This is a genomic window from Streptomyces sp. NPDC053431 (assembly GCF_044544925.1).
Classification (GTDB): Bacteria; Actinomycetota; Actinomycetes; order Streptomycetales; family Streptomycetaceae; genus Streptomyces.
The window spans coordinates 163872-188102 of sequence record NZ_JBITXX010000015.1; the positions used below are offsets into that span (position 1 = coordinate 163872).

General features: G+C 73.7%; 16 protein-coding genes. 8 read left to right on the forward strand and 8 right to left on the reverse strand.

Annotated elements, in window-relative coordinates; all coding sequences use genetic code 11:
* Positions 1-126 precede the first annotated feature (126 nt).
* The gene (locus tag ACIGXE_RS29300) at positions 127-2367 is read left to right on the forward strand and encodes a HelD family protein (protein WP_399751896.1); all 2241 of its coding nucleotides are present in this window, start codon (positions 127-129) and stop codon (positions 2365-2367) included.
* Here ACIGXE_RS29300 and glgB read toward each other — a convergent pair.
* The 5 genes from glgB to ACIGXE_RS29325 form a co-directional block, all read right to left on the reverse strand.
* The gene (gene glgB, locus ACIGXE_RS29305; RefSeq protein WP_399751897.1) at positions 2354-4636 is read right to left on the reverse strand and encodes a 1,4-alpha-glucan branching enzyme; all 2283 of its coding nucleotides are present in this window, start codon (positions 4634-4636) and stop codon (positions 2354-2356) included. The two genes, ACIGXE_RS29300 and glgB, sit on opposite strands and share 14 nt — an antisense overlap.
* A 940-nt stretch (positions 4637-5576) precedes the next feature.
* Positions 5577-6926 (reverse strand): maltokinase, encoded by a 1350-nt coding sequence (locus ACIGXE_RS29310; protein WP_399751898.1) that lies wholly within the window; start codon positions 6924-6926, stop codon positions 5577-5579.
* Between the two features lie 243 nt (positions 6927-7169).
* On the reverse strand, positions 7170-8864 hold the full coding sequence (gene treS, locus ACIGXE_RS29315; protein WP_399751899.1) for a maltose alpha-D-glucosyltransferase: 1695 nt from the start codon (positions 8862-8864) through the stop codon (positions 7170-7172).
* Complete coding sequence (locus ACIGXE_RS29320) at positions 8861-10846, reverse strand: alpha-1,4-glucan--maltose-1-phosphate maltosyltransferase (protein WP_399751900.1); 1986 nt, start codon at positions 10844-10846, stop codon at positions 8861-8863. Before ACIGXE_RS29320 ends, treS begins: the two co-directional genes overlap by 4 nt.
* Before the next feature lie 333 nt (positions 10847-11179).
* Complete coding sequence (locus ACIGXE_RS29325; protein WP_399751901.1) at positions 11180-12109, reverse strand: SDR family oxidoreductase; 930 nt, start codon at positions 12107-12109, stop codon at positions 11180-11182.
* A 117-nt stretch (positions 12110-12226) separates the two neighbouring features.
* Here ACIGXE_RS29325 and ACIGXE_RS29330 point away from each other — a divergent pair, with 117 nt between their 5' ends.
* The 7 genes from ACIGXE_RS29330 (at position 12227) to ACIGXE_RS29360 (ending at position 21844) form a co-directional block, all read left to right on the forward strand.
* Entirely contained in the window at positions 12227-13231 is a 1005-nt protein-coding gene (locus ACIGXE_RS29330) for an AraC family transcriptional regulator (protein ID WP_399751902.1), read from the forward strand.
* A 206-nt stretch (positions 13232-13437) separates the two neighbouring features.
* Entirely contained in the window at positions 13438-14850 is a 1413-nt protein-coding gene (locus ACIGXE_RS29335; RefSeq protein ID WP_399751903.1) for a 4-hydroxyphenylacetate 3-hydroxylase family protein, read from the forward strand.
* Positions 14847-15293 (forward strand): hypothetical protein, encoded by a 447-nt coding sequence (locus tag ACIGXE_RS29340; RefSeq protein ID WP_399751904.1) that lies wholly within the window; start codon positions 14847-14849, stop codon positions 15291-15293. Before ACIGXE_RS29335 ends, ACIGXE_RS29340 begins: the two co-directional genes overlap by 4 nt.
* A 60-nt stretch (positions 15294-15353) precedes the next feature.
* Entirely contained in the window at positions 15354-16454 is a 1101-nt protein-coding gene (locus tag ACIGXE_RS29345; protein WP_399751905.1) for a monodechloroaminopyrrolnitrin synthase PrnB family protein, read from the forward strand.
* Positions 16455-16486: 32 nt separating this feature from the next.
* On the forward strand, positions 16487-17815 hold the full coding sequence (locus ACIGXE_RS29350) for an FAD-dependent monooxygenase (protein ID WP_399751906.1): 1329 nt from the start codon (positions 16487-16489) through the stop codon (positions 17813-17815).
* Positions 17816-17890: 75 nt separating this feature from the next.
* Positions 17891-20446 (forward strand): alpha-glucan family phosphorylase, encoded by a 2556-nt coding sequence (glgP, locus tag ACIGXE_RS29355; protein ID WP_399751907.1) that lies wholly within the window; start codon positions 17891-17893, stop codon positions 20444-20446.
* A gap of 144 nt (positions 20447-20590) precedes the next feature.
* Entirely contained in the window at positions 20591-21844 is a 1254-nt protein-coding gene (locus tag ACIGXE_RS29360; protein ID WP_399751908.1) for an alginate lyase family protein, read from the forward strand.
* A gap of 4 nt (positions 21845-21848) precedes the next feature.
* On the opposite strand, the gene ACIGXE_RS29365 is transcribed toward ACIGXE_RS29360, so the two are convergent.
* The 3 genes from ACIGXE_RS29365 to ACIGXE_RS29375 all read right to left on the reverse strand — a co-directional run.
* Positions 21849-23405, reverse strand: a complete 1557-nt coding sequence (locus tag ACIGXE_RS29365) for a sensor histidine kinase (protein WP_399751909.1) — start codon at positions 23403-23405, stop codon at positions 21849-21851.
* The gene (locus ACIGXE_RS29370; protein WP_399751910.1) at positions 23398-24054 is read right to left on the reverse strand and encodes a response regulator; all 657 of its coding nucleotides are present in this window, start codon (positions 24052-24054) and stop codon (positions 23398-23400) included. The genes ACIGXE_RS29365 and ACIGXE_RS29370 overlap by 8 nt, the downstream gene beginning before the upstream one ends.
* Before the next feature lie 83 nt (positions 24055-24137).
* On the reverse strand, positions 24138-24231 hold a 94-nt coding region (locus ACIGXE_RS29375), incomplete at its 5' end, for a proprotein convertase P-domain-containing protein (RefSeq protein ID WP_399751920.1).

Here is a 24231-nt window from a genome sequence, read left to right on the forward strand (position 1 = left end):
CAAAAATACCCCGGACTAGAATTGACAGTCGGGGTGATGGTCCACGTATATTAATGGATTCCGTGTCTGGGTATGGCGAGGACACGGGAAGTTCAATAAACGCACTGTATCGCGCCGGGAGTCGAATTGTCAACCGAAGAATTTCGGAAAGAGCAGAGATTCATCACCGAGCTCTACACGCGACTCGACCACCTGAGGGACCAGGCCGAGGCCGGGGTGGCCCGCGCCCTCGCCACCTCCGGCGAGGGCAGTGCCCAGGCGCGCCTGGAACGGGACGTGCTCGTCGCCGAGCAGTCCGGCCTGCTCTCCGCGCTCAACGCCGGGGAGACCGGCCTCTGCTTCGGCCGGCTCGTCTTCCAGGACGGCCGCGACCACCACATCGGGCGGATCGGCATCCGCCGCGACGACCCCGACCGCACCCCGCTCGTCGTCGACTGGCGCGCCGACGTCGCCCGGCCCTTCTACCTGGCCACCGGCTACGAGCCCATGGGGCTCCGGCGCCGCCGGCACATCACCACCCAGGGCCGCGAGGTCGTCTCGCTCCACGACGAGGTCCTCGACCTCGCCGACGCCACCCGCACCGGCCACGAGAACCGCGACGCCGACGAGGTGCTGCTCGCCGCGCTCGACGCCGCCCGCACCGGCCGCATGCACGACATCGTGCAGACCATCCAGGCCGAACAGGACGCCATCATCCGCTCCCCGCACCGGGGCGTCCTCGTCGTCGAGGGCGGCCCCGGGACGGGCAAGACCGCGGTCGCCCTGCACCGCGCCGCCTACCTGCTCTACGCCCACCGCGAGCAGCTCGCCCGGCGCGCCGTGCTCATCGTCGGCCCCAACCCCGCCTTCCTGGGCTACATCGGCAACGTCCTGCCCTCCCTCGGCGAGACCGGCGTGCTGCTCGCCACCCCCGGCGAACTCTTCCCCGGCGTCCACGCCACCGGCACCGACACCCCCCGCGCCGCCGCCGTCAAGGGCTCGGCACGGATGGCCGAGGCGCTCGCGAAGGCCGTCCGCGACCGCCAGCAGGTGCCCGAGCGCGGCGCGCCGCTGATCGTCCCCCACGAGGACGGCGACCTGGTCATCGACTGGGACATGGCCCTGGAGGCCCGCCACAAGGCCCGCGAGACCTTCCTCCCGCACAACCTGGCCCGCCCCTACTTCGTCTTCCACATCCTCGACGCGCTCGCCGAGCAGCTCGCCGACCGGATCGGCGCCGACCCCTACGGCGGCCCCAACTTCCTCGGCCCCGACGACCGCGCCCTGCTCGCCAAGGGCGTCGCCGCCAACCCCGAGGTGCACACCGCCCTCGACACCCTCTGGCCGCCGCTCACCCCGCAGGAGTTCCTCGCCGACTACCTCGCCGAGCCCACCCACCTCGACGACGCGGCCGACCTGGCGGCCATCCGGCGGCCCCCCGGCGGCCCCTGGACCCCCGGCGACGTGCCGCTCCTCGACGAGGCCGCCGAGCTGCTCGGCGAGGACGACTCGGCCGCCCGCGCCGCCGAGGAGGCCGAGCGGCAGAAGCAGATCATGTACGCGCAGGGCGTCCTCGACGTCTCGTACGCCTCGCGGACCTACGAGTTCGAGGACAAGGAGGAGCTCGACAAGGACGCCTCCGAGGTGCTGTCCGCGCACGACATCATCGACGCCGAACGCTTCGCCGAGCGCCACGAGGAGGCCGACCACCGCAGCGCCGCCGAGCGCGCCGCCGCCGACCGGACCTGGGCGTTCGGGCACATCATCGTGGACGAGGCGCAGGAGCTGTCCGCGATGCTGTGGAGGCTGCTCATGCGCCGCAGCCCCACCCGCTCCATGACCCTGGTCGGCGACCCGGCGCAGACCGGCGACCCGGCCGGCGTCGGCGCCTGGCAGGAGATCCTCGCGCCGTACGTCGAGGACCGCTGGGAGCTCGTGCGGCTCGGCGTCAACTACCGCACGCCGGCCGAGATCATGGAGGTCGCCGCCGAGGTCCGGCGCGCCGCCGACCCGGAGTTCGAACCGCCGCGCTCGGTCCGCGCCACGGGCGTCCGGCCCTGGGACCGTGCGGTCGAGGACCCGGTGAAGGAGACCGCCGACGCGGTCGCCGCCGAGCTGCGGCCCGAGGGCAGGCTCGCCGTCATCGCGCCCGGGGAGCTGCACCCCCAGCTGATCGCCGCCCTCCCCGACGCCTCCTACGGGCCGAAGCCCGACCTGACGAACCCCGTCGTGCTGCTCGACCCCCGGCAGGCGAAGGGCCTCGAATTCGACACGGTCCTGGTCGTCGACCCCGACGGCATCAGGGCCGGCGCCACGCACGGCATCAACGACCTGTACGTGGCGCTGACCCGGGCCACTCAGCGGCTCGGCGTCATCAGGCGGGCCTGAGCCAGACGGTGGCGAGCGGCGGCAGCGTCATCCGGACGCTCGCCGAACGCCCGTGCCACGGCACCGACTCGGTCTTCACCGGGTCGGTGCCCACCACGTCGGCACCCCCGTACCGGGCCGCGTCAGTGTTGAGCACCTCCGCCCAGGCCGCGAAGGTGTCCGGCACGCCCAGCCGGTAGTCGTGCCGCACCACCGGGGAGAAGTTGCAGACCACGAGCAGTGGGGAGCCGATCGCGTCGAAGCGGAGGAAGGCGAAGACGTTGTCCTCCGCCGCGTCGCCCGCGATCCACTGGAAGCCCTCCGGGGAGGTGTCCCGCTCCCACAGCGCCGGCGTCGCCCCGTACACCGTGTTCAGGTCGCGCACCAGGTCCCGGACGCCCCGGTGGTCACCGGCCGAGTGGTACGTCTCGTCCATCAGCCACCACTCGGGACCGTGCTCCGCCGACCACTCGGCGCCCTGGGCGAACTCCTGCCCCATGAAGAGCAGCTGCTTGCCCGGGTGGGCCCACATGAAGCCCAGGTACGCGCGGTGGTTGGCGCGCCGCTGCCACCAGTCGCCGGGCATCTTCGACACGAGCGCGCGCTTGCCGTGCACGACCTCGTCGTGGGAGATGGGCAGGATGTAGTTCTCGCTGTACGCGTACACCATCGAGAAGGTCATCTCGTGGTGGTGGTACTTGCGGTGCACCGGATCCTTCTCGATGTAGCCGAGGGAGTCGTGCATCCAGCCCATGTTCCACTTCATGCCGAAGCCGAGGCCGCCGAAGCCGCCCGGACCCACCTGGTCGGTCGGCCGGGTCACCCCGTCCCAGGCGGTCGACTCCTCGGCGAAGGTGACCACGCCCGGGCAGCGCTTGTACACCGTGGCGTTCATCTCCTGGAGGAAGGCCACCGCGTCCAGGTTCTCCCGGCCGCCGAACTCGTTCGGCAGCCAGTCGCCGTGCTCGCGCGAGTAGTCCAGGTAGAGCATCGAGGCGACCGCGTCCACGCGCAGGCCGTCGAGGTGGAACTGCTCGCACCAGTACACGGCGTTGGCGACGAGGAAGTTGCGCACCTCCTTGCGGCCGTAGTCGAACTCCAGCGTCCCCCAGTCGGGGTGGGCCGAGCGGCGCGGGTCCTCGTGCTCGTACAGCGGGCGCCCGTCGAACTCCGCGAGCGCCCAGTCGTCCCGCGGGAAGTGCGCCGGCACCCAGTCCATGAGGACCCCGATCCCGGCCCGGTGCAGCGCGTCCACCAGGTACCGGAAGTCGTCCGGGGTGCCCAGGCGGGCGGTCGGCGCGTAGAAGCCGGTGACCTGATAGCCCCAGGAGCCGTGGAAGGGATGCTCGGCGACGGCCATGAACTCCACGTGCGTGAAGCCCAGATCGGCCACGTACGCGGGCAGCTGCTCGGCCAGCTGCCGGTACGTCAGACCCGGCCGCCAGGACGGCAGGTGCACCTCGTAGACGGAGATCGGCGACTCGTGGGGCGGGCGCGCTCCGCGCCGGGCCATCCACTCCTCGTCCTGCCACACGTGGTGGTCGGCGGTCACGACGGAGGCGGTGTTCGGCGGGCACTCGGTGCGGCGGGCCATCGGGTCGGCGCGGAGGGTGTGCGAGCCGTCCGGGCGGGCGATGTCGAACTTGTAGACCGCGCCTTCCCCGATGCCGGGCACGAACAGCTCCCAGACGCCCGTCGAGCCGAGCGAGCGCATCGGCAGGGCGGTGCCGTCCCAGTACGTCCAGTCGCCCGTGACGCGGACGCCGCGGGCGTTCGGGGCCCACACGGTGAAACGGGTCCCGGTCACGCCCTGGTGGGTCATGACCCGCGCGCCGAGCGCCGTCCACAGCTCCTCGTGCCGGCCCTCGCCGATCAGGTGCAGGTCGAGCTCGCCGAGCGCGGGCAGGAAGCGGTACGGGTCCTCGACCGGCAGCTCGTCGCCGTCGTAACGGACGCGCAGCTCGTACGCGGGGACCTTGCGGAGCAGCGGGACGAGCGCGGAGAACAGGCCGTCGCCCTCGTCGGTCAGCTCGACCCGTCGCCCCCTGGGCAGCAGGACGGCCACCTCCTTGGCCCATGGGCGCAGCACCCGGATGACGATCCCGCCCTTGACCGGGTGCGCGCCGAGCACCCCGTGCGGGTCGTGGTGCTCACCGGCCAGCAGCCGGGCGCGCTCGCCGGGGTCGAGCGGGGGCGCCTTCCGTACGGCGGCCCGCTCCGGCTCGACCTCGGCGCGGGGCGCGGGCGTCTTCGGCTTGCGGGCGGTCCTGCCTGCGGATCGGGCGGTCACCGGAATGCCTCCTGGAGGGTTTGAGCGGGTGGGGATGCGGGGCGGGGGGCCCGGCGGTTTCCACGCAAGCGCAACGCGGCGCGGGCCGCGCGGGACACTCGGCCGAACGGGCCTCGTCGCCCCGTCCCAGGCCGCGCGAGCGCCCCGGCACACCGCACTGGGCCGAACGGGGCCGGACGACCTGTTGTGCCGACGACCTCCGCCCCTGCCTGTACGAGCCTGCGTACCCGACCGAACGCCTTCGCCCCTGTATGCACGCGTCCGCACATCTGACCGATGGCCTCCGCGCCTGTCCACACGTGCCTGCGCACGCCTTGGCCGATGGCCTTCGTGCCTGTCCGTGCGAGTCTGCAAACACCTGACCGATGGCTTCGCCCCTTCCTGCGTGCGCTCGCCGCACAGACGTCTGCTGGCCTCGCCGCCCTCCGTGTGGGCAGTTGTCCCGCTGGGGCGGGACGGGTGGGCACACGGGACCGCGCCTGGCGGCGCGTCCGCCCCATGTCTGCCCGCGCCCTATACGGCGCCGCGCCTTCTGGGCGGGCGTCAGGGCGGTAGGGGCCTGGGCGCGGCAAGGCGCTGCGTTCCGTTGTGCCCACCCGTTCCGCCCCAGCGGAACGACTGCCCACAACGGGGGCGCCGGGCGCCGGGCGACCGTGGCGGGTGGGTGCCGACGCGGTGGGGCGACTGCCCACAACGGGGTGGGTGGGCAGACGGCGGCGGGTGGGTGCCGGCGCGGTGGGGCGGCTGATCGCGACGGGTGGGCGAGCAGGCCACGGTGGGGCGGCTGATCGCGGCGGGTGGGCGGGCAGGCCGCGGTGGGGCGGCTGATCGTGATGGGTGGGCGGGCAGCCGCCGTGGGTGGGTGCCGGCGCGGTGGGAGTGGTGGCGCGGTGCGCAGGGGGCCGGCGTGGTGGGGGAGGGCGGGGTGGGGGTGGTGGGGTCACTGGGGGCCTGCCAGGCGTTCGATCGCGGCCATGGGGACCGGCAGCCAGTCCGGCCGGTGCCGTGCCTCGTAGACGACCTCGTACACCGCCTTGTCGGTCTCGTAGGCCCGCAGCAGCGCCGGCAGGTCCCGCGGATCCGTGCCGGACGCCTCCGCGTAGCCGGCGCAGTAGGCCGCCCGGCAGCGGGCGGCCCAGGCCGCGTTCCAGGGGCGGTGGGTGCGGGCCGCGTAGTCGAAGGAGCGCAGCATCCCGGCGATGTCGCGGACCGGCGGCTGGGCGCTGCGGCGCTCGTCGAGCGGCTTGGCCGGCTCGCCCTCGAAGTCGATGACCGCCCACGCCCCGTCGGAGCCCCGGAGCGTCTGCCCCAGGTGCAGGTCGCCGTGGATGCGCTGGAGCCGCCCCGCGCCGAGGGAGTCCCCGGCCGCCGCGAAGACGGCCCGCAGCCCCGGCACGTACGGCAGCAGCGCCGGGACGGCCTGCGCGGCGGCGTGCAGCCGCGCGTCCATGGCGGCGGCCACGTGCCGGGCCGCCTCCCGCCGCAGCCGCTCCGTCGGCAGGGCGGTGGCGAGGGCCAGGTGGACCTCGGCCGTGGCCCGGCCCAGCGCGCGCGCCTCCGTCGTGAACTCCCGCCCGTCCGCCAGCGCGTCGAGCGCGAGCCGCCAGCCGTCCCGCGAGTCGCGGAGGTAGGGCTGGAGGACGCCCAGGGTCGCGGCGCCGGTCTCGAACCAGGCGACCGGTGCCGGGACCCGTTCGCAGCCCGCCCGGGAGAGGGCGAGCGGCAGCTCCAGGTCCGGGTTGGCGCCCGGGCTGACCCGTCGGAAGATCTTCAGGATGAACGAATCTCCGTACACCAGCGAGGAGTTCGACTGCTCGGCGTCCAGCATCCGGGGCGCGAGCGCCGGTGGCAGCGCGGCCGTGGCGTGGAAGCGCAGCGGGCCGGTCCGGCCCGGGCTGCGCAGGCGTTCGTAGAGCAGTCCGGCGAGCCGCGGGTCGCGCAGGCCCTCGTAGACCGCCCGCCCGGCGAGCGGGCCCTGGCGGATCCGGCCGATCAGGGCCGGGGCGAGGCGTGGTGGCAGCTGGGGCCGTACGCCGAGGAGCAACTGGTAGCAGTCGACGGGCGTTCCGGCCGGGCGGCCCGGCTGTTCGACCCGCACGAGGAGATGGAGGAGTCCGGGTCCTGGGCCGTCCAGCGGCAGCAGCTCGGTGGCCGCGTCCAGCGTGAATCCGGTGACCCGGCGGCCCTTGCCGGCGAACCAGCGCTGCCGGGGCAGCCAGGTGTGCAGCAGGGGCGTGAGTGACGGAAGGAGGGCGTCCGGGGCCCGGGTGGTGGATGCGGTCTCCGGCATGGCATCGCGTCCTTTCCCCGGGGTGCGCAACGGGAGTTCGTAATTGTTCAAATGCGCAGAGTGTCCCGGATGGCGGCTTGGCTGTCCGGCTGTGCGGGACGTGTCGGAAGGGGAAGATCCGTATGGGCCCGGCAAGAAGGCCCGTATGGACCTGAGCTGACCTGAATCACCTGAATCGTGTGAGGGACACAGTGCCCGGTGTGGGGCGGGGGAAACCGCCCCACACGCTCAATTGACGGTACTTCAGGAACGCTTGAGGCGGAACCAGTAGAAACCGTGTCCGGCCAGGGTCAGCAGGTACGGCCACTGCCCGATCGCCGGGAACTTGACCCCGCCGATCAGCTCCACCGGCTTCACCCCGTCGAAGCGCCGCAGGTCCAGCTCCGTCGGCTGTGCGAAACGGGAGAAGTTGTTCACGCACAGGACCAGGTCGTCGCCGTCCTCGCGCAGGAAGGCGAGCACCGCCGGGTTCGTCGACGGGAGCTCCGTGTACGAGCCCGTCCCGAAGGCGCGGTTCTGCTTGCGGATCTCGATCATCCGCTTCGTCCAGTGCAGCAGCGAGGACGGCGAGGCCATCCCCGCCTCCACGTTGGTCACCTGGTAGCCGTGGACCGGATCCATGATGGTCGGCAGATAGAGCCGGCCCGGATCACAGGAGGAGAAGCCCGCGTTGCGGTCCGGGGTCCACTGCATCGGGGTGCGCACCCCGTCCCGGTCGCCGAGCCAGATGTTGTCGCCCATGCCGATCTCGTCGCCGTAGTACAGCACCGGCGATCCCGGCAGCGAGAAGAGCAGGGCGGTGAACAGCTCCATCTGGTTGCGGTCGTTGTCGAGCAGCGGGGCGAGCCGGCGCCGGATGCCGATGTTGGCCCGCATCCGGGGGTCCTTGGCGTACTCGGCGTACATGTAGTCGCGCTCTTCGTCGGTGACCATCTCGAGCGTGAGCTCGTCGTGGTTCCGCAGGAAGATGCCCCACTGGCAGCCGGACGGGATCTCCGGGGTCTTCGCCAGGATCTCGGAGACCGGGATGCGCGACTCGCGCCGCACGGCCATGAAGATCCGCGGCATCACCGGGAAGTGGAAGGCCATGTGGCACTCGTCGCCGCCCGAGCGGAAGTCGCCGAAGTAGTCGACGACGTCCTCCGGCCACTGGTTGGCCTCGGCGAGCAGCACCCGGTCCGGGTAGTGCTCGTCGATCTCCTTGCGGACCCGCTTGAGGAAGCCGTGGGTGGCCGGCAGGTTCTCGCAGTTGGTGCCCTCCTCCTGGTAGAGGTACGGCACGGCGTCGAGGCGGAAGCCGTCGATGCCCAGGTCCAGCCAGAAGCGAAGGGCGGACAGGATCTCCTCCTGCACCTTCGGGTTCTCGTAGTTGAGGTCCGGCTGGTGCGAGAAGAAGCGGTGCCAGTAGTACTGCTTGCGCACCGGGTCGAAGGTCCAGTTGGACGTCTCGGTGTCGACGAAGATGATCCGAGCGTCCGCGAACTGCTTGTCGTCGTCGGCCCAGACGTAGTAGTCGCCGTACGGACCGTCCGGGTCGCTGCGGGACTCCTGGAACCACGGGTGGGCGTCGCTGGTGTGGTTCATGACGAAGTCGATGATCACGCGCATCCCGCGCGCGTGGGCCGCGTCCACGAACTCCACGAAGTCGGCGAGGTCGCCGAACTCGGGCAGCACGGAGGTGTAGTCGGCGACGTCGTAGCCGCCGTCCCGCAGCGGGGACTTGAAGAACGGCGGCAGCCAGAGGCAGTCCACGCCCAGCCACTGGAGGTAGTCCAGGCGCGAGGTGATGCCCTTCAGGTCGCCGACTCCGTCGCCGTTGCTGTCCTGGAAGGAACGGACCAGGACCTCGTAGAAGACCGCCCGCTTGAACCACTCGGGATCGCGGTCCTTGGCGGGGGTGTCCTCGAAGGTGTCGGGGACGGGTTCGTTGACTGTCATTTTGTGGGTGACCCTCCGGTCTGCGGGGACGGTCGCAGGACGAGTACGTGCGCGGGTGTGACGCCCGGCTCCAGACGCGCGTAGTTCGACCTGCCCCAGTGATAGGTCTCGCCGGTGAGCTCGTCGCGCACCGGCACGGTCTCGTGCCAGCCGAGGCCGAGTTCCGGCATGTTCAACGAGACCGTGGCCTCCTGGGTGTGGTGGGGATCGAGGTTGGCGACCACCAGGACGGTGTTCGGCCCCGACCGCTTGCTGTACGCGATCACCGCGTCGTTGTCGGTCTGGTGGAAGGTCAGGTTCCGCAGCCGGCGCAGCGCCGGGTTGCGGCGCCGGATCCGGTTCAGGGCGGTGATCAGCGGGGCGATGGAGGCACCCGTGCGCTCCGCCGACTCCCAGTCCCGGGGCCGCAGTTGGTACTTCTCGGAGTCCAGGTACTCCTCGCTGCCGTCCCGCAGCGGGGTGCCCTCGCACAGCTCGTAGCCGGCGTACATGCCCCAGGTGGGGGAGAGCGTGGCCGCGAGCACCGCGCGCACCTCGAAGGCCGGCCGGCCGCCCCGCTGGAGGTAGGCGTGCAGGATGTCCGGGGTGTTCACGAAGAGGTTGGGCCGCATGTGCGCGGCGGCGTCCCCGGACAGCTCCGTCAGGTACTCGGTGAGCTCGTGCTTGGTGTTGCGCCAGGTGAAGTACGTGTAGGACTGCTGGAAGCCGATCGCGCCGAGCGCGTGCATCATCGCGGGCCGGGTGAACGCCTCCGCCAGGAAGATGACGTCCGGGTCGCTGCCGTTGATCTCCCCGATCACCCGCTCCCAGAACACCACCGGCTTGGTGTGCGGATTGTCCACGCGGAAGATCCGCACCCCGTGGTCCATCCAGTGCCGCAGCACCCGCACCGTCTCCGCGACGATCCCGTCCATGTCCCGGTCGAAGGCGATCGGGTAGATGTCCTGGTACTTCTTCGGCGGGTTCTCGGCGTACGCGATCGAGCCGTCCGGGCGGCGGGTGAACCACTCCGGGTGCTTCTCCACCCAGGGATGGTCCGGCGAGCACTGCAGCGCGAAGTCCAGGGCGATCTCCAGGCGCAGTTCGCGCGCCTTCGCCACGAAGGCGTCGAAGTCCTCGATCGTGCCCAGATCGGGGTGGACCGCGTCGTGCCCGCCCTCCGGCGAGCCGATCGCCCACGGCACGCCCACGTCCTCCGGGCTCGCGGACAGCGAGTTGTTGGGGCCCTTGCGGTGGGTCACGCCGATGGGGTGGATCGGCGGCAGGTACACCACGTCGAAGCCCATCGCGGCGATGGCCGGCAGCCGCCGCGCCGCCGTACGGAAGGTGCCCGGCCTGGTCCGGCCGCGGACCTTCCGTACCCCCTCGGAACGCGGGAAGAACTCGTACCAGGAGCCGAACAGCGCCCGCTCCCGCTCCACCCGCAGCGGCAACGGGGGCGAGGAGGTGACCAGTTCCCGCAGCGGATGGGTCTCCAGGGCGCCCAGGACACGGGGCGCGAGCGCCGCCGCGAGCCGGACCGCGGCCGGCCGCGACTCGTCCCGCAGCGCGTCCGCGACGGCGAGCACCGCCTCCCGGCCGCCGCCCTTCTTCGGCACGCCCTTCGCGGCCCGCTCGTGCAGCTCCGCGCCCTCGGCGAGGACCAGTTCGGAGTCGATCCCGGCCGGAATCTTGATCTTCGCGACATGCCGCCAGGTGGCGAGCGGGTCGCTCCAGGCCTCGACCCGGTACGTCCACAGGCCCTCCGCGTCCGGGGTCACCTCGGCGCCCCAGCGGTCGGTGCCGGGCGCCAGCTCCCGCATCGGGGTCCAGGGGCCGAGCCGGCCGGACGGACCGCGCAGGACGACGTTGGCGGCGACGGCGTCGTGCCCCTCCCGGAAGACGGTGGCCGTGACCTCGAAGGTCTCACCGACCACCGCCTTGGCGGGGCGGCGGCCACAGTCGACCAGCGGGCGGACGTCCAGTACGGGAATACGTCCCATGAGCGGATTCACGGCATCACCTGACGGTTCGCGAGGGTGCGGGTGGTGTGCGCTCTTTCTAGCTCCGACGACGGCCGGTGAGTCGGGGGCATGGCCGCTCCGGTGCGGGTTCACCCGGATGGCGGGGCTGGATCGGGTACGGAGGGGTACGAGGAGGAGCCTTCCCCTCGTTTTCGGGTGGGCAATCCGGCGCTTTGTTAACTACTAGGGCGTAGCCCGACCGGCAAGAACGCGTCCCGGACAAGAAACCGGCCCCGTCCTTGTGGGACGGGGCCGGTTCCCCCCGGTCCGGCCCGTGGCGCCGGGCCCAGGAGGCCTTCGTGGGACAGGCGTTCAGGCGGGCTGCTCCTCCGTGTCGCTCGACCACACCTGCCAGGGCTGACGGGTCACCCACTCCTCCACCGGCGCCGGCGCCAGCCCGAGGACGTCCGCCGACACCCCGTCGTCACCGGCCATCAGAAGCGGGTCGGCGCCGGTCGCCAGGTAGTGGTAGATCCCGGCCACTCCGGCCGCGGTCTCCGGGCCGAGCAGCTGGGCGACCGCCCGCTCGAACAGCTCGGGCCGCAGCGGCACATAGCGCACGGCACGTCCGAGGCCCCGTCCGAACGCCGCCGCCAGGTCGGCGCCGGTCAGCGAGAGCGCGCCGCCGATGTCGAAGGTGCGCCCGTCCAGGCCGTCCCGGGTGAGCGCCGCGAGCGCCGCCTCCGCCAGGTCCCGGTGCGAGATCCACGCGGTCGGCGCCGCCGCGGGCAGCGGATACGCGAGCACGCCCTCGTTCACCAGACCCGGCCCGTTCCACGGCGAGAACAGGTTGTCCAGGTACACCGGGGGCCGGACGACCACCAGCGGCACCCCGCTGTCCCGCAACACCTGCTCGGCGAGCCGCCGCGTCTCGAAGGCCGGGACGCCCGTCGGACCCTGCGGCATCCGGGTGTTGGTGCTGAACACGAGCCGCTCGACGCCGGCCTCGCGCGCCGCCCGGGCGACGTTCTCCGCGTAGGCGCGCACCCGGCCCCTCTCGTACACCAGCGGCATCGTCACGAACGCGTGTGTCACGCCCTCGAACAGGCGCCGCACGTCCATCGGCGCCGCGAGCTCGCCCGGCACGAACTCGGCCCCGGGCAGCGGCGGACGGTCCCCCTCGGGGCGTCGCGTCAGGGTGCGGACCCGGTGGTGCCGCTCCACGAGCAGCCGGGCCACGGCACCCCCCTGGAAACCGGTCGCCCCCACGACCGCCACCCGCATCGGATTCTGACTGGACATGTGTCGATGAGGCCCTTCGATAGGCTGTGACCGCGCCGTTCCGGCTGCCTTTCCAGGCTGTGACGGCGGCTTCATCCGTTCAATTAACAAACAGGGGCGGAAGTTGAAGGATCGTCCATGGACATTGTGGGAATCCAGGGCACTGGCCCTCGTACGGAGCCGACCGAGGGCGGCGGCCCGGAGGCCGAGCACGACGACCTCCTGAGCGAACTCCTCAAGCCGCTCCGACTCACCGGCGTCTTCGACAGCCGCTGGCACGTCAGCGCCCCCTGGGCCATCGAGGGCGACGCCGAGGAGGGCTGCGCCGTCCTCCACTACATCGTCGAGGGCGGCTGCTGGATCACCGGCGCCGACCAGGCGCCGATCGAACTGCACGCCGGCGACCTCATCGTCTTCCCCACCGGCACCGCGCACCGGCTCTCCGACCGTCCCGAGCGCCAGGGCCTGCCGCTCAAGGCCGTGCTGCCGGAACGCCGGCCCGGCACCTCCGGCGAGATCCGGATCGACGGCACCGGGGCCGAGAGCCGGCTGCTGTGCGCCGGGCTCCACTACGACGCCAGCGCCGCGACCGGCCTCTACCGTTCGCTGCCCTGGGCCCTGGTCCTCGACGGCGCCCAGGTCGCACGCGAACCCCTGCTGCGCGACACCCTCCGGCTGCTCGCCTCCACCGACCGGCCCATCGGACCCGGCGACCGGCTCATCACCCTGCGCGCCTTCGAGATGGCGCTCGTCCTCGCCCTCCGTCCGCTGCTGCGCGAGCTCGCCGACAACCCGGCCGCCCTGCCGGTCCTGCGGCACCCCGGCATCAGCCGGGCCCTGGTGATGATCGCGACGCGGTTCACCGAGCCGTGGACCATCGACTCCCTCGCCCGCGAGGTCGGCATGTCCCGCTCGGCCTTCACGGCGGCCTTCCGCGACCTGGTCGGCGAGTCCCCGGCGCGCCACCTCACCGCCCGCCGGATGCAGGAGGCCGCCCGCCTCCTCACGGAGACCGACCTCCCGCAGTCCTCCGTCCCGCCCCGGGTCGGCTACCAGAGCGCGGTCGGCTTCCACCTCGCCTTCCGCAAGTGGTTCGGGATGACGCCGGGGGAGTACCGGGCGGGGGTCGCCCACGCCGCCTGAGGAGCTCGCGGCCGGCCGGCGGGGCGCGGGAGGCACGGGGGAGCGGCTGGCCGGTTCTTAAGGAGGCCTGGACGGTCGTTCATTGCCTCCGGGGGCCGGTCCGTGGAGGCTCGGAGCGGCACGGCCGCGGCGTCCCCCCACGCACGACGGGTGCGGGACCCCGCGGCACCCCCCCCGTGGCACCCCCGAAGAGAGGCGATACAGCGGTGACGAGGTCCGGGCAGGAGTATCTGGAGGCCCTGCGCGACGGGCGGGAGATCTGGCTCGACGGCGAGCGCGTCAAGGACGTCACCACCCACCCCGGCTTCCGCTCGTCGGCGGCCTCCTTCGCCCGGCTCCTCGATCTCGCCGCCGAGCCCGCCCTGCGGCCGGTCCTCCTGAGGGGCGGGGTGCACCGGGCGTACGCCGTGCCCCGCTCCTACGAGGACCTGGTCGCCCGGCGGCGCGCGTACAAGGTGTGGGCGGAGGCGAGTTACGGCTTCCTCGGCCGGACGCCCGACCACATGGCCTCCGGGGCGGCCGGGTTCGCGGCCCGGCCCGGTGTGTTCACCGGCGCCGGCTTCGACGGGGCGGAGCAGGCACTGGCATTTCACCGGCGGCTCGCCGAGGGCGGTCTGCACTGCGCCTTCACCCTGACGAACCCCGCCGAGGAGGCCGTCCGCGTCGTCGCCGAGCGCGATGACGGGATCGTGGTGTGCGGCGCCAAGACGGTCGGCACCGGAGCCGTCTTCGCCGACGAGATCCTCGTGGGCACCATCGAGCCCCTCGCCCCCGACGCCGTCGAGCAGGCCCTGACCTTCTCCGTGCCGGTCGACACGCCCGGGCTGAAGCTGATCTCCCGGACCTCCTACGAGCAGCACGCCCGGTCCGTCTTCGACCAGCCGCTGTCCTCCCGCTTCGACGAGAACGACGCGCTCCTGGTCTGCGAGGACGTGTTCGTGCCCTGGGAGCGCGTGCTCACCTACCGGGACCCCGCCACCACCGCCGCGATCTGGTGGGAGACCCCCGCCTACCTCAACTTCACGCACCAGTCGGCCACCCGGTTCTGGACCAAGCTCGAGTTCCTCACCGGTCTCGCCGTCCTGATCACCCGGTCGAACGGCACCGAGCGGCTGCCCGCCGTCGCCCAGGCGCTCGGACGGCTGCTCGGCATGGTCGCCCAGGCCAAGGCCTTCGTCCTGGCCGCCGAGGCCTCCTGGGAGGAGGTCGACGGCGGTCGGGGCGGGGTGCGGCCCGGGCAGGAGATCTCGTTCGCCCAGCGGATCATGGCCGGTGAGCTCTACCCCCGGGCCGTCCAGGACATCCGGCTGCTCGCCGGCGGGGCCCTCGTCCAGCTCCCCGCGAGCGGCCGCGACCTGCTCCACCCAGAAGTCGGGCCGCTCTTACGCCGGTACGCCGGTACGCCGGAGGACACCGCCGAGGAGCGGATCAAGCTCCTGAAGCTGGCCTGGGACGCGCTCGGTTCCGAGTTCGCCGGCCGGCACGAGCAGTACGAGCGCCTCTATCAGGGCGCCCCGCACGTCTACCTCACCATGCAGACCCGGGCCGGCGCCGCCGACGACTGCGAGTCCCTGGCCCGCGCCTGTCTCGACGGCTACGACCTCGGGACCGTGCGGTGAGCACCACCACCGCGCCCCGCGGCGCCCTGAGGCCGCGCCCCGCCACCACCACCGCGCCCCGCGGCGCTCTGAGGCCGCGCCCCGCCGCCCCTGCCGTCCACGCCGCCACGACCGCCGTCCACGCCGCCGCGACCGGCGCCCCTTCCGCCCCCGGCACCACCGGCGCCCCCCGCGCCCCTCGCACCGTCGCCGCCACCACCGGCACCACCGGCGCCCCCAGCACCCCCGCCACCCCCCGTGCCGCCGCCCCCCGCACCACCGCCGCCACCGGCACCACCCGGACCCGCACCCCCACCCCCGCCGCCGAGACCGGCGGCCTCCGCGCGGTGTTCCTCCAGGCCGCCGCGTTCGCCGGCGTCACCGCGCCGCTCCGCGTACGGCCGCGTCCGCCTCTCCCCGACCCGGCGCCACCGCGCCGGGACCGGGCGGGCGCACCGCGCTGACCGCCGCCCCGGGCGGTCCGCCGACCCCGACACCCACCTACCTCTCCCGAGGGGGCCTCCGTGACGCTGTACGACCTCGTCGTGCCCGGACTCGACGAACGCACCGACCCGCGCTACCGCACGGCCGACATACGCTCCGCCGACCCGCTCGGCGCGGACGCCGTGCTCGCCGCCCTGCCGGCGATGAACGCCGAAGCCGACACCGCCGCGCTCACCGTGGCGCTGCGCGCGCTCGTCCCCGACGTCGACCGCGCCGCCGAGTGGAGCGTGGTCGCCGCCCTGGCCGCGATGCGCGACCTCGGCATCCTGCTCGGCTCGCTGAAACGGCACGGCGTACAGCCCGTCGCCGCCGTCCCCGAGGTCCTGCCCGTTCTGGAACTCCTCGGCCGCCGCACCGACATGGTGCCGCGCGACACCGTCCACCACTACACGACCTGGAACCCGCCGGGACCCCGCCGGCGCACCTACACCGGCCACGCCATGGAGGCGCACCTCCAGGAGGCCGTAAGAATGGCGTTCCCCGGGCTCGTCGCCGCCCTCGACGCCTGCGCCCGGGTCGCCCGGCTCGAACCGTACGACCCCGGCTTCGCCCTCGCCCTCGACCGCACCGCCCACCACGTGCAGGCGGTCGTCGACGCCATCGACCTCACCGTCGCCCACGTCACGCCCGAGTACTTCGCCCGCACCCTGCGCCCCTACTTCGAGGAGATCGACGTCGACGGGCGCAGCTACCTGGGCCCCGCCGCCTCGCAGGTCCCGCTCTGGCTCGTCGACCTGACGCTCTGGCAGTGCGACCGTTCGGACCCCGCCTACGACCTGTTCCTGGCCGACTCCCTCCCGTACGCCCTGCCGTCCTGGCGCGCGTTCCACGCCCGCCACCGCGGCGGCGTCTCGGCCGTGAGCAAGGTGTCCGCCGCCATCAGCTGGGAGGGCGCCGACCGGCTGCCCCCGGAGCTCGCCGCCTCGGCGCGCTCCCTCGCCCGGGTGCTGCGCATCCTCAAGTCCTTCCGGGCCCGGCACTTCACCCTCGCCCGCAAGTCCTACGGCGAGGAGCTGCGGCGCTACGAGGAGGGCAGCGGCGGCGCCCCGGTCGCCCTGCTCCGCACGATCCTCGACCTCACCCGCGACAACGAGACGCTGGTCCGCCGCGCTCTCTCCTGACACCCCCACGTCCCCGTCCCCGGAGAACCTCCATGGCCCCCCACACCCACCACGTCGTGATCGCCGGCGGCGGCATCGCCGGGCTCACCGCCGCGCTCGCCCTGCACGCCGTCGGCTTCCACCGGATCACCGTCGTCGAGGCCGCCCGCCGGGCCCGCCCGGTCGGCGCCGGGCTCAACCTCATGCCGGGCGCCGTCCGCGAACTCGACGCGCTCGGCCTGCTCCCCGCCCTGGAGGCCGGCGCCGCCCTGCGCACCCGCGAACTGCGCTACTACCACCGCTCCGGAGGGCTGATATCGCGCGAACCGCGCGGCCTGGGCGCCGGCTACCGCTGGCCCCAGCTGTCGGTGCACCGCGCCCACCTCCAGCACGTCCTCGGCGAGGCCGTACGGGACCGGCTCGGCGACACGGCCGTCGTCACCGGTGTCCGGGTGGCCGGCGTGGAGGCCCGGAGGGGCGGGCGGCCCCTGCTCCGGCTCGAACACCGCGACATCGCCGGCCGGGCCGGGCGGGCCTCCCTCGAACCGGACGTGCTGGTCGGCGCGGACGGCATCCGCTCGGCCGTCCGCGCCGCCCTCAACCCCGGCGAGGGGCTGCCGCCGTGGAACGGGATGCTGGTGTGGCGCGGCGTCTCCCGGATGCCGGAGGCGGCGGCCGCCCACTTCATGCTGATCGCCGGCGACGACCGGCAGAAGGCCGTCGTCTACCCGATGAGCCGGCCCGCCGACGGCCGCGTCCTGGTCAACTGGGCGCTCGCCCGGCCCGCCGACGGAGTGCCCGAGGCGCACTTCCTGGGCGACTGGAACCGGCGGGTGGGCGTGGACACCTTCCTGCGCCACTACGCGGACTGGGAGTTCGACGGCCTCCGGGTCCCCGACGTGCTGCGGGCCGCCGGGAGCGCCCACGAGTACCCGATGGTCGACCGCGAGCCGCTCGACCGCTGGAGCCACGGCCGCACCACCCTCATCGGCGACGCCGCCCACGCCATGTACCCCATCGGCTCCAACGGCGCCAGCCAGTCGGTCATCGACGCCCGCGCCCTCGCCCACGCCCTGGCCGCGCACCGCGACCCGGCGGAAGCCCTGCGCGCCTACGAGGCCGAGCGACGGCCCGTCACCACCGCCCTGCAGCGGGCCAACCGGCGGCAGGGCCCCGAGGTCGTCATCGACCTGGCCCACCGGCGCGCCCCGCACGGCTTCCGCGACATCCGCCAGGTCATCCCGGCCGAGGAGCTCGCCGCCATCGCCGGCCGGTACGCCGCCACCGGCGCCTTCGACCCGGCCACCGTCAACCTGGGCTCCCCCTACGGGCCGCCGTACCTCCCGGCGCGCGCCGTGGTGGGATCCGCGCCGGTCGCCTAGGCTCCGGGACGGAACCGCGGACGCACAGCGTGGTGCTTCCGCTCCGCTCCGTCACGGCCTGCGAAGGTGGAACACGTGAAGGCAATCCGTCGATTCACCGTGCGTCCCGTCCTCCCCGACACCCTTCGACCCCTCGCCGACCTGGCGCGCAACCTGCGCTGGTCCTGGCACGAACCCACCCGTGAGCTCTTCGAGTCCGTGGACCCCGAGGGTCTGCGCGCCGCCGGTGGCGACCCCGTCCGCGCGCTCGGCGCCATCGACGCCGGACGGCTCGCCGCCCTCGCCGCCGACCAGGACTTCCTGGCCCGGCTGCGGGCCGCGGCCGAGGAGCTCGACCGTTATCTGACCGAGCCGCGCTGGTACCAGCGGCAGTCCGGCGAACCGCCCGCCTCGATCGCCTACTTCTCGCCCGAGTTCGGCGTCACCGCCGCCCTGCCGCAGTACTCCGGCGGCCTGGGCATCCTCGCCGGCGACCACCTCAAGGCGGCCAGCGATCTCGGCGTCCCGCTGATCGGCGTCGGACTGCTCTACCGCCACGGCTACTTCCGGCAGTCCCTCTCGCGTGACGGCTGGCAGCAGGAGCACTACCCCGTCCTCGACCCCGGCGAGCAGCCGGTCACCCTGCTCCGCGAGTCCGACGGCAGCCCCGCCCGGGTCACCCTGGGGCTGCCCGGCGGGCGCAGCCTGCACGCCCACATCTGGACCGCCCGGGTCGGCCGGGTCCCGCTGCTCATGCTCGACTCGGACGTCGAGGAGAACGCGCCCGGCGAGCGCGAGGTGACCGACCGGCTCTACGGCGGCGGCAGCGAGCACCGGCTGCTCCAGGAGATGCTGCTCGGCATCGGCGGCGTCCGCGCCGTCCGTGCGTACTGCCGGCTCACCGGCACCCCGGCGCCCGAGGTGTTCCACACCAACGAGGGCCACGCCGGCTTCCTCGGCCTCGAACGCATCCGCGAACTGGGCGGCCGGGGCCTCGACTTCGACGCCGCCCTGGAGACCGTCCGGGCCGGCACGGTCTTCACCACCCACACCCCGGTGCCGGCCGGCATCGACCGCTTCGACCGGGCCCTGGTCGCCCGGCACCTCGGCGACGACGGCGCGCTGCCCGGGGTCGACACCGCCCGGATCCTCGCCCTCGGCGACGAGACCCCGCTCGGCGGCGAGCCCGGGCTGTTCAACATGGCCGCCATGGGGCTGCGGCTCGCGCAGCGGGCCAACGGCGTCTCCACCCTGCACGGCGCCGTCAGCCGCGCCATGTTCGCCGGGCTCTGGCCCGGCTTCGACCCGGACGAGACGCCGCTGACCTCCATCACCAACGGCGTCCACGCCCCCACCTGGACGGCCCCGGAGGTCGCCCGGCTCGCCCCCGAGGCCTCCGACGGGGAGCTGTGGGAGCTGCGCCGCACCCTGCGCGAACGCCTGGTGACGGACGTACGGGCGCGGCTGCGGGCCTCCTGGCGGCAGCGCGGCGCGGCGGCCGCCGAACTCGGCTGGACCGACACGGTCCTCGACCCGGACGTGCTCACCATCGGCTTCGCCCGCCGCGTCCCCTCGTACAAGCGGCTCACCCTGATGCTGCGCGACAAGGACCGGCTGCGGGCGCTGCTGCTGCACCCGGAGCGGCCCGTGCAGCTGGTCGTCGCGGGCAAGGCGCACCCGGCCGACGACGGCGGGAAGAAGCTCGTGCAGGAGCTGGTGCGGTTCGCCGACGATCCGCGGGTGCGGCACCGGATCGTGTTCCTGCCGGACTACGGGATGGGCATGGCGCGCGGCCTCTACCCGGGCTGCGACGTGTGGCTCAACAATCCGCTGCGGCCCCTGGAGGCCTGCGGCACCAGCGGGATGAAGGCCGCCCTCAACGGCTGTCTCAACCTGTCGGTCCTGGACGGCTGGTGGGACGAGTGGTTCGAGCCCGACTTCGGCTGGGCGATCCCGACCGCCGACGGGGCCGCCGCCCGCGACGAGGAGCGCCGGGACGACCTGGAGGCCGCCGCGCTGTACGAGCTGATCGAGCGCCGGGTCGCGCCCCGCTTCTACGAGCGCGGCCCGGACGGCGTGCCGTCCGGCTGGACCGCGATGGTCCGGCGCACCCTCGCCGACCTGGGGCCCAAGGTGCTCGCCGACCGGATGGTCCGCGAGTACGTGGAGCGGCTCTACGCCCCGGCGGCCGCCGCGCACCGGGCGCTGAGCCCGGAGGCGGCCCGGGAACTCGCGGCGTGGAAGGCGAAGGTGCGCGGGGCCTGGCCCAAGGTGTCGGTCGACCACGTGGAGGTCGGCGACGGCCTGGAGGGCGACGCCGACGCGGAGCTGGGCGCGACCCCGGCCGTGCGGGTCCGGGTCTCGCTCGGGGAGCTCGGCCCCGAGGACGTCGAGGTCCAGGCCGTGACGGGCCGGGTGGACGCCGACGACCGGCTCCTCGATCCGCGGACCAGTGTGCTCAAGCCGGCCGGCCGGCCGGACCTGGACGGCAGGCTGCCGTACGCGGGTGCCCTGTCCCTGGACCGTACCGGCCCCTTCGGCTGCACGGTCCGGGTGCTGCCCACGCATCCGATGCTCGCCCACCCGGCGGAACTGGGCCTGGTGGGGCTGCCGGTGGAGACGGCGGGGGAGGGCGGGGTGCTGCTGCGCTGACCGGCCGAGGCTCTGAACTGGTGGTCTGGACCAGGGTCTTGACGTGTCCATGGGGTGCCTCTAGGTTCCACGCTCGACGCGGAGTTCATTCTCCCGATCTGCGTTCACGTCGCTGAACGTCTCCGAGCGAGAGGTACCCCCCACATGCGCCTTCGCACGCTGCTCCTGACCCTCACGGCGGCCGTCGCGCTCACCGTGGCGCCGACGGCCGCCGCCGGACCCGCACCGGCAGCCCGCGCCACCGTCCGGACGGCGGCCGCCCCCGCACCGGCCCCGCCCGCCACCGTCCGGACGGCGGCCGCACCCGCCGCCTTCACCCACCCGGGCGTCCTCGTCGGCACCGCCCAGCTCGACTTCGTCCGCGCCAGGGTCCAGGCCGGCGCCCAGCCCTGGAAGAGCGCCTACGACCAGATGATGGCGAGCCCCTACGCCTCCCTCACCCGCGCCCCCAAGCCCCGCGCGATCGTCGAGTGCGGTTCCTCCTCCAATCCCAACTACGGCTGCACCGACGAGCGCCAGGACGCCGTCGCCGCCTACACCCAGGCCCTCGCCTGGTACCTGACGCGCGACGCCCGGTACGCGAAGAAGGCCATCGAGATCATGGACGCCTGGTCGGCCGTGATCCAGGACCACACCAACTCCAACGCCCCGCTCCAGACCGGCTGGGCCGGCTCCTCCTGGCCCCGGGCCGCCGAGATCGTCAAGTACACCTACACCGGCGGCTGGCCGAACGCCGGACGCTTCGCGACCATGCTCCGCAACGTCTACCTGCCCGAGGTCTCGGGCGGCGCCGCCCTCACCAAGAACGGCAACTGGGAACTGATCATGACCGAGGCGGCGATCGGCATCGCCGTCCACCTGGAGGACCGCGCCGCCTACGACCGGGCCGTCGCCACCTACCTCGCCCGGGTCCCCGCGTACGTCTACCTCACGAGCGACGGGGCCCTGCCCAAGCCGCCGCTCGGCAGCTCCATCGACACCCGCGACGAGATCGTGAAGTACTGGCAGGGCCAGGGCACCTTCGCCGACGGCCTCTCCCAGGAGACCTGCCGGGACTTCGGCCACACCGGCTGGGGCCTCGCCGCCGCCGTCCACACCGCCGAGACCAGCCGCCTCCAGGGCCAGGACCTCTACCCGCAGGTGTCCGAACGGCTGCGGCACGCGCTCGGCTTCCACACGAAGTACGAGAACGGCACCGCCGTCCCGTCCTGGCTGTGCGGCGGCGCCGTCAAGCTCGGCCTCGGCCCGGTCACCGAGGTCGGCTACAACGCCCTGCACCACCGCCTCGGCATCGGCATGACCAACACCGGCGTGTACACCGAGGGACGCCGCCCGGCGGGCACCGACAACTACTTCGTCTCCTGGGAGACCCTGACCCACGCCGAGAACCCCAACTGACCCCTCAGCCCAGCTCCGCCTTGCCGGCCAGCCGCCCGTCCACGTAACAGAGCCGGTAGACCGGGATCGTCGCGAGCAGGGTCGAGCGGTAGTACAGACACTCGTCCATGCCCGGCGGCTCGGCCGGCACCCGCTGCGGACGCCCGTCGAGATGCCGGGGCGGCAGGTGGCCGGTGATCTCGGCCCGGGTCTGGCCCACCCGGATCCGGGCGTAGTCCTCCGGCTCCAGATACGCCTGCTGCTGGGTGTACAGGGCGACCCCCGCCATCAGCAGCCCGAGCGCCGCGAGCAGCGCCAGCGGGATCCAGATCGCCCGGGCCAGCCCCCGCCGCACCTGCCGGCGCGCCAGGTCCAGCTCGCGCGCCGACCTCGGTGCGGCGGGGCGCGGGGCGTCCTGCAGCAGCGGCAGGACGGCGGACAGGGCGAAGCCGCCCTCCGCGGTGACCCGGTGTTGCAGCGAACCGCCCGCGAGCCGCACCCGCTCGTCGAGCCCGACCAGACCGGCCCCGCCGGACGCGAGGCCCGAGGACGAGGTCGTGACCGGCGCCCCGTCCCCCCGCGCGGACCGCGCCCCGCCCCCCGGCCCGTTGGTGACCCGCACCCGCACGGCGCCCGCGTCCCGCTCCACCACGACCGCCACCGCCGCGCCCGGCGCGTGCTTGGCCGCGTTCGTCAGCCCCTCCTGCACCACCCGGTGCAGCGCCCGGGCGGCCATCTCCGACGGCGGCTCCGCCGCGTCCGCGAGCGTCACCCGCATGCCCGAGGCCCGGGCCCGGGCCACCAGCTCGGCCACCGTCTCGTCCGGCGGGGCGACCGGCGCCACCGTCGCCTCGTCGTCCCCCTCGCGGAGCACCCCGATGATGTCCCGCAGCCGGGCCGTCGCGTCCGCCGCCGCGCTCCGCAGCTCGCCGACCGCCCGCTGCTGCTCAGGGCCGAGCGCCGGGTCGAGTTCGAGCGCGCCCGCCCGCAGCGCCAGCAGGGCCAGCTCGTGACCGAGCGAGTCGTGCATGTCGCCCGCGATCCGGGACCGCTCGCGCAGCCGCTCCCGGTCGGCGACCGCCGCCTGCTCGCGCTCCATCCGGTCGGCCAGCTCCCACCCGCTGCGCACCAGCCGGTCGTACTGCCGCACGTACCGCCCGATCAGCCACGGCGCGACCACGGCGAGCGCCGATGACAGCAGCAGCGCGAACCAGTGCGCCGGCGTCCCGCCGGTCACCAGGACGAGCACGAGCCCCGCCACCGGCACCGCCCCGAACAGCCACAGGGCCGGCCGGGTCCGCGCCTCCCGGCGCCCGGCGAGATAGCCGAAGGCGACCAGCGCCGGCACGTACGAGGGCGTGAACAGCTCAGGGCCGTGCGCCAGCGAGACCACGACCGTGAGGCCCAGCGCCGCCACCGGCCACCGCCGGCCGAGCGCCGCGCACACCGCGAGCAGCGCCACGCCCACCGCCACCCGCGGCCACGAACCGCCGTCGTCCGGACCGGACGTGAGCAGCACGGGGACGCACAGCAGCAGCCACAGCAGGAGGTCGGAGACCCGCTCGCGGGCGGCCTCACGCATCGGGCACCAGGCCCGCCTCGTACGCGAGGACCGCCAGCCGCACCCGGTTGCGCAGCCCGAGCCGCCCCAGGACCGCGCTCACGTGCCCCTTCACCGTGGCCTCGACGACGTGCAGCCGCTCCGCGATCTCCTGGTTGGACAGGCCCGCGCCGACCAGGGCCACCACCTCGCGCTCCCGCCCGGTGAGCGGGGCGAGCCGGTCCCGCGCGTCGGCGGCCCGGGTGAGGCGCGCGCCGCCGAGGGTGTCGATCACCCGGCGGGCGACGACGGGGGACAGGAAGGCGGCGCCCTCGGCGACCGCCCGCACCCCGGCGATCAGCTCCCGCGGATCGCCCGACTTCAGCAGGAAGCCGCTCACCCCGCTGCCCAGCGCCCGTTCGATGTACGCGTCCTCGGAGAAGGTGGTGAGCACCACGAGCGCCGCCCCGGGGACCGCGCGCCGCAGTTCCTCGGCCGCGCCGAGCCCGTCGAGCCGGGGCATCCGGATGTCGAGGAGGACGACGTCGGGCCGGTGCAGCCGCGCGAGTTCGACGGCCTCGTGCCCGTCGCCGGCCTCGGCGACCACCTCGATCCCTGGGGCGGTGGCGAGGATGGCCTTCACCCCGGCCCGGATCATCGTCTCGTCGTCCGCAAGGAGCACCCTGATCATCGGACCACCCTACGCAGACGCGGACGCCCGGAGGGAACGTTCCCTCCGGGCGTCCGTCAGATCACTTCAGCGGGGGCCGCCCCTTACGGGAAGGTCAGCTTGAAGCTGTTGATGTAGCCGGTGTCGATCGCGGCCTTGTCCTGGACGCGGAGCTTCCAGACGCCGTTGGCGACCTCG

Excerpts from the sequence above, each read along its gene's own strand:
- ACIGXE_RS29310 (WP_399751898.1), bottom strand. The coding sequence starts at position 6,926 with ATGCCGGAGACCGCATCCACCACCCGGGCCCCGGACGCCCTCCTTCCG.
- treS (WP_399751899.1), bottom strand. The coding sequence starts at position 8,864 with ATGACAGTCAACGAACCCGTCCCCGACACCTTCGAGGACACCCCCGCC.
- ACIGXE_RS29320 (WP_399751900.1), bottom strand. The coding sequence starts at position 10,846 with ATGGGACGTATTCCCGTACTGGACGTCCGCCCGCTGGTCGACTGTGGC.
- ACIGXE_RS29325 (WP_399751901.1), bottom strand. The coding sequence starts at position 12,109 with ATGTCCAGTCAGAATCCGATGCGGGTGGCGGTCGTGGGGGCGACCGGT.
- ACIGXE_RS29330 (WP_399751902.1), top strand. The coding sequence starts at position 12,227 with ATGGACATTGTGGGAATCCAGGGCACTGGCCCTCGTACGGAGCCGACC.
- ACIGXE_RS29350 (WP_399751906.1), top strand. The coding sequence starts at position 16,487 with ATGGCCCCCCACACCCACCACGTCGTGATCGCCGGCGGCGGCATCGCC.
- ACIGXE_RS29360 (WP_399751908.1), top strand. The coding sequence starts at position 20,591 with ATGCGCCTTCGCACGCTGCTCCTGACCCTCACGGCGGCCGTCGCGCTC.
- ACIGXE_RS29365 (WP_399751909.1), bottom strand. The coding sequence starts at position 23,405 with ATGCGTGAGGCCGCCCGCGAGCGGGTCTCCGACCTCCTGCTGTGGCTG.
- ACIGXE_RS29370 (WP_399751910.1), bottom strand. The coding sequence starts at position 24,054 with ATGATCAGGGTGCTCCTTGCGGACGACGAGACGATGATCCGGGCCGGG.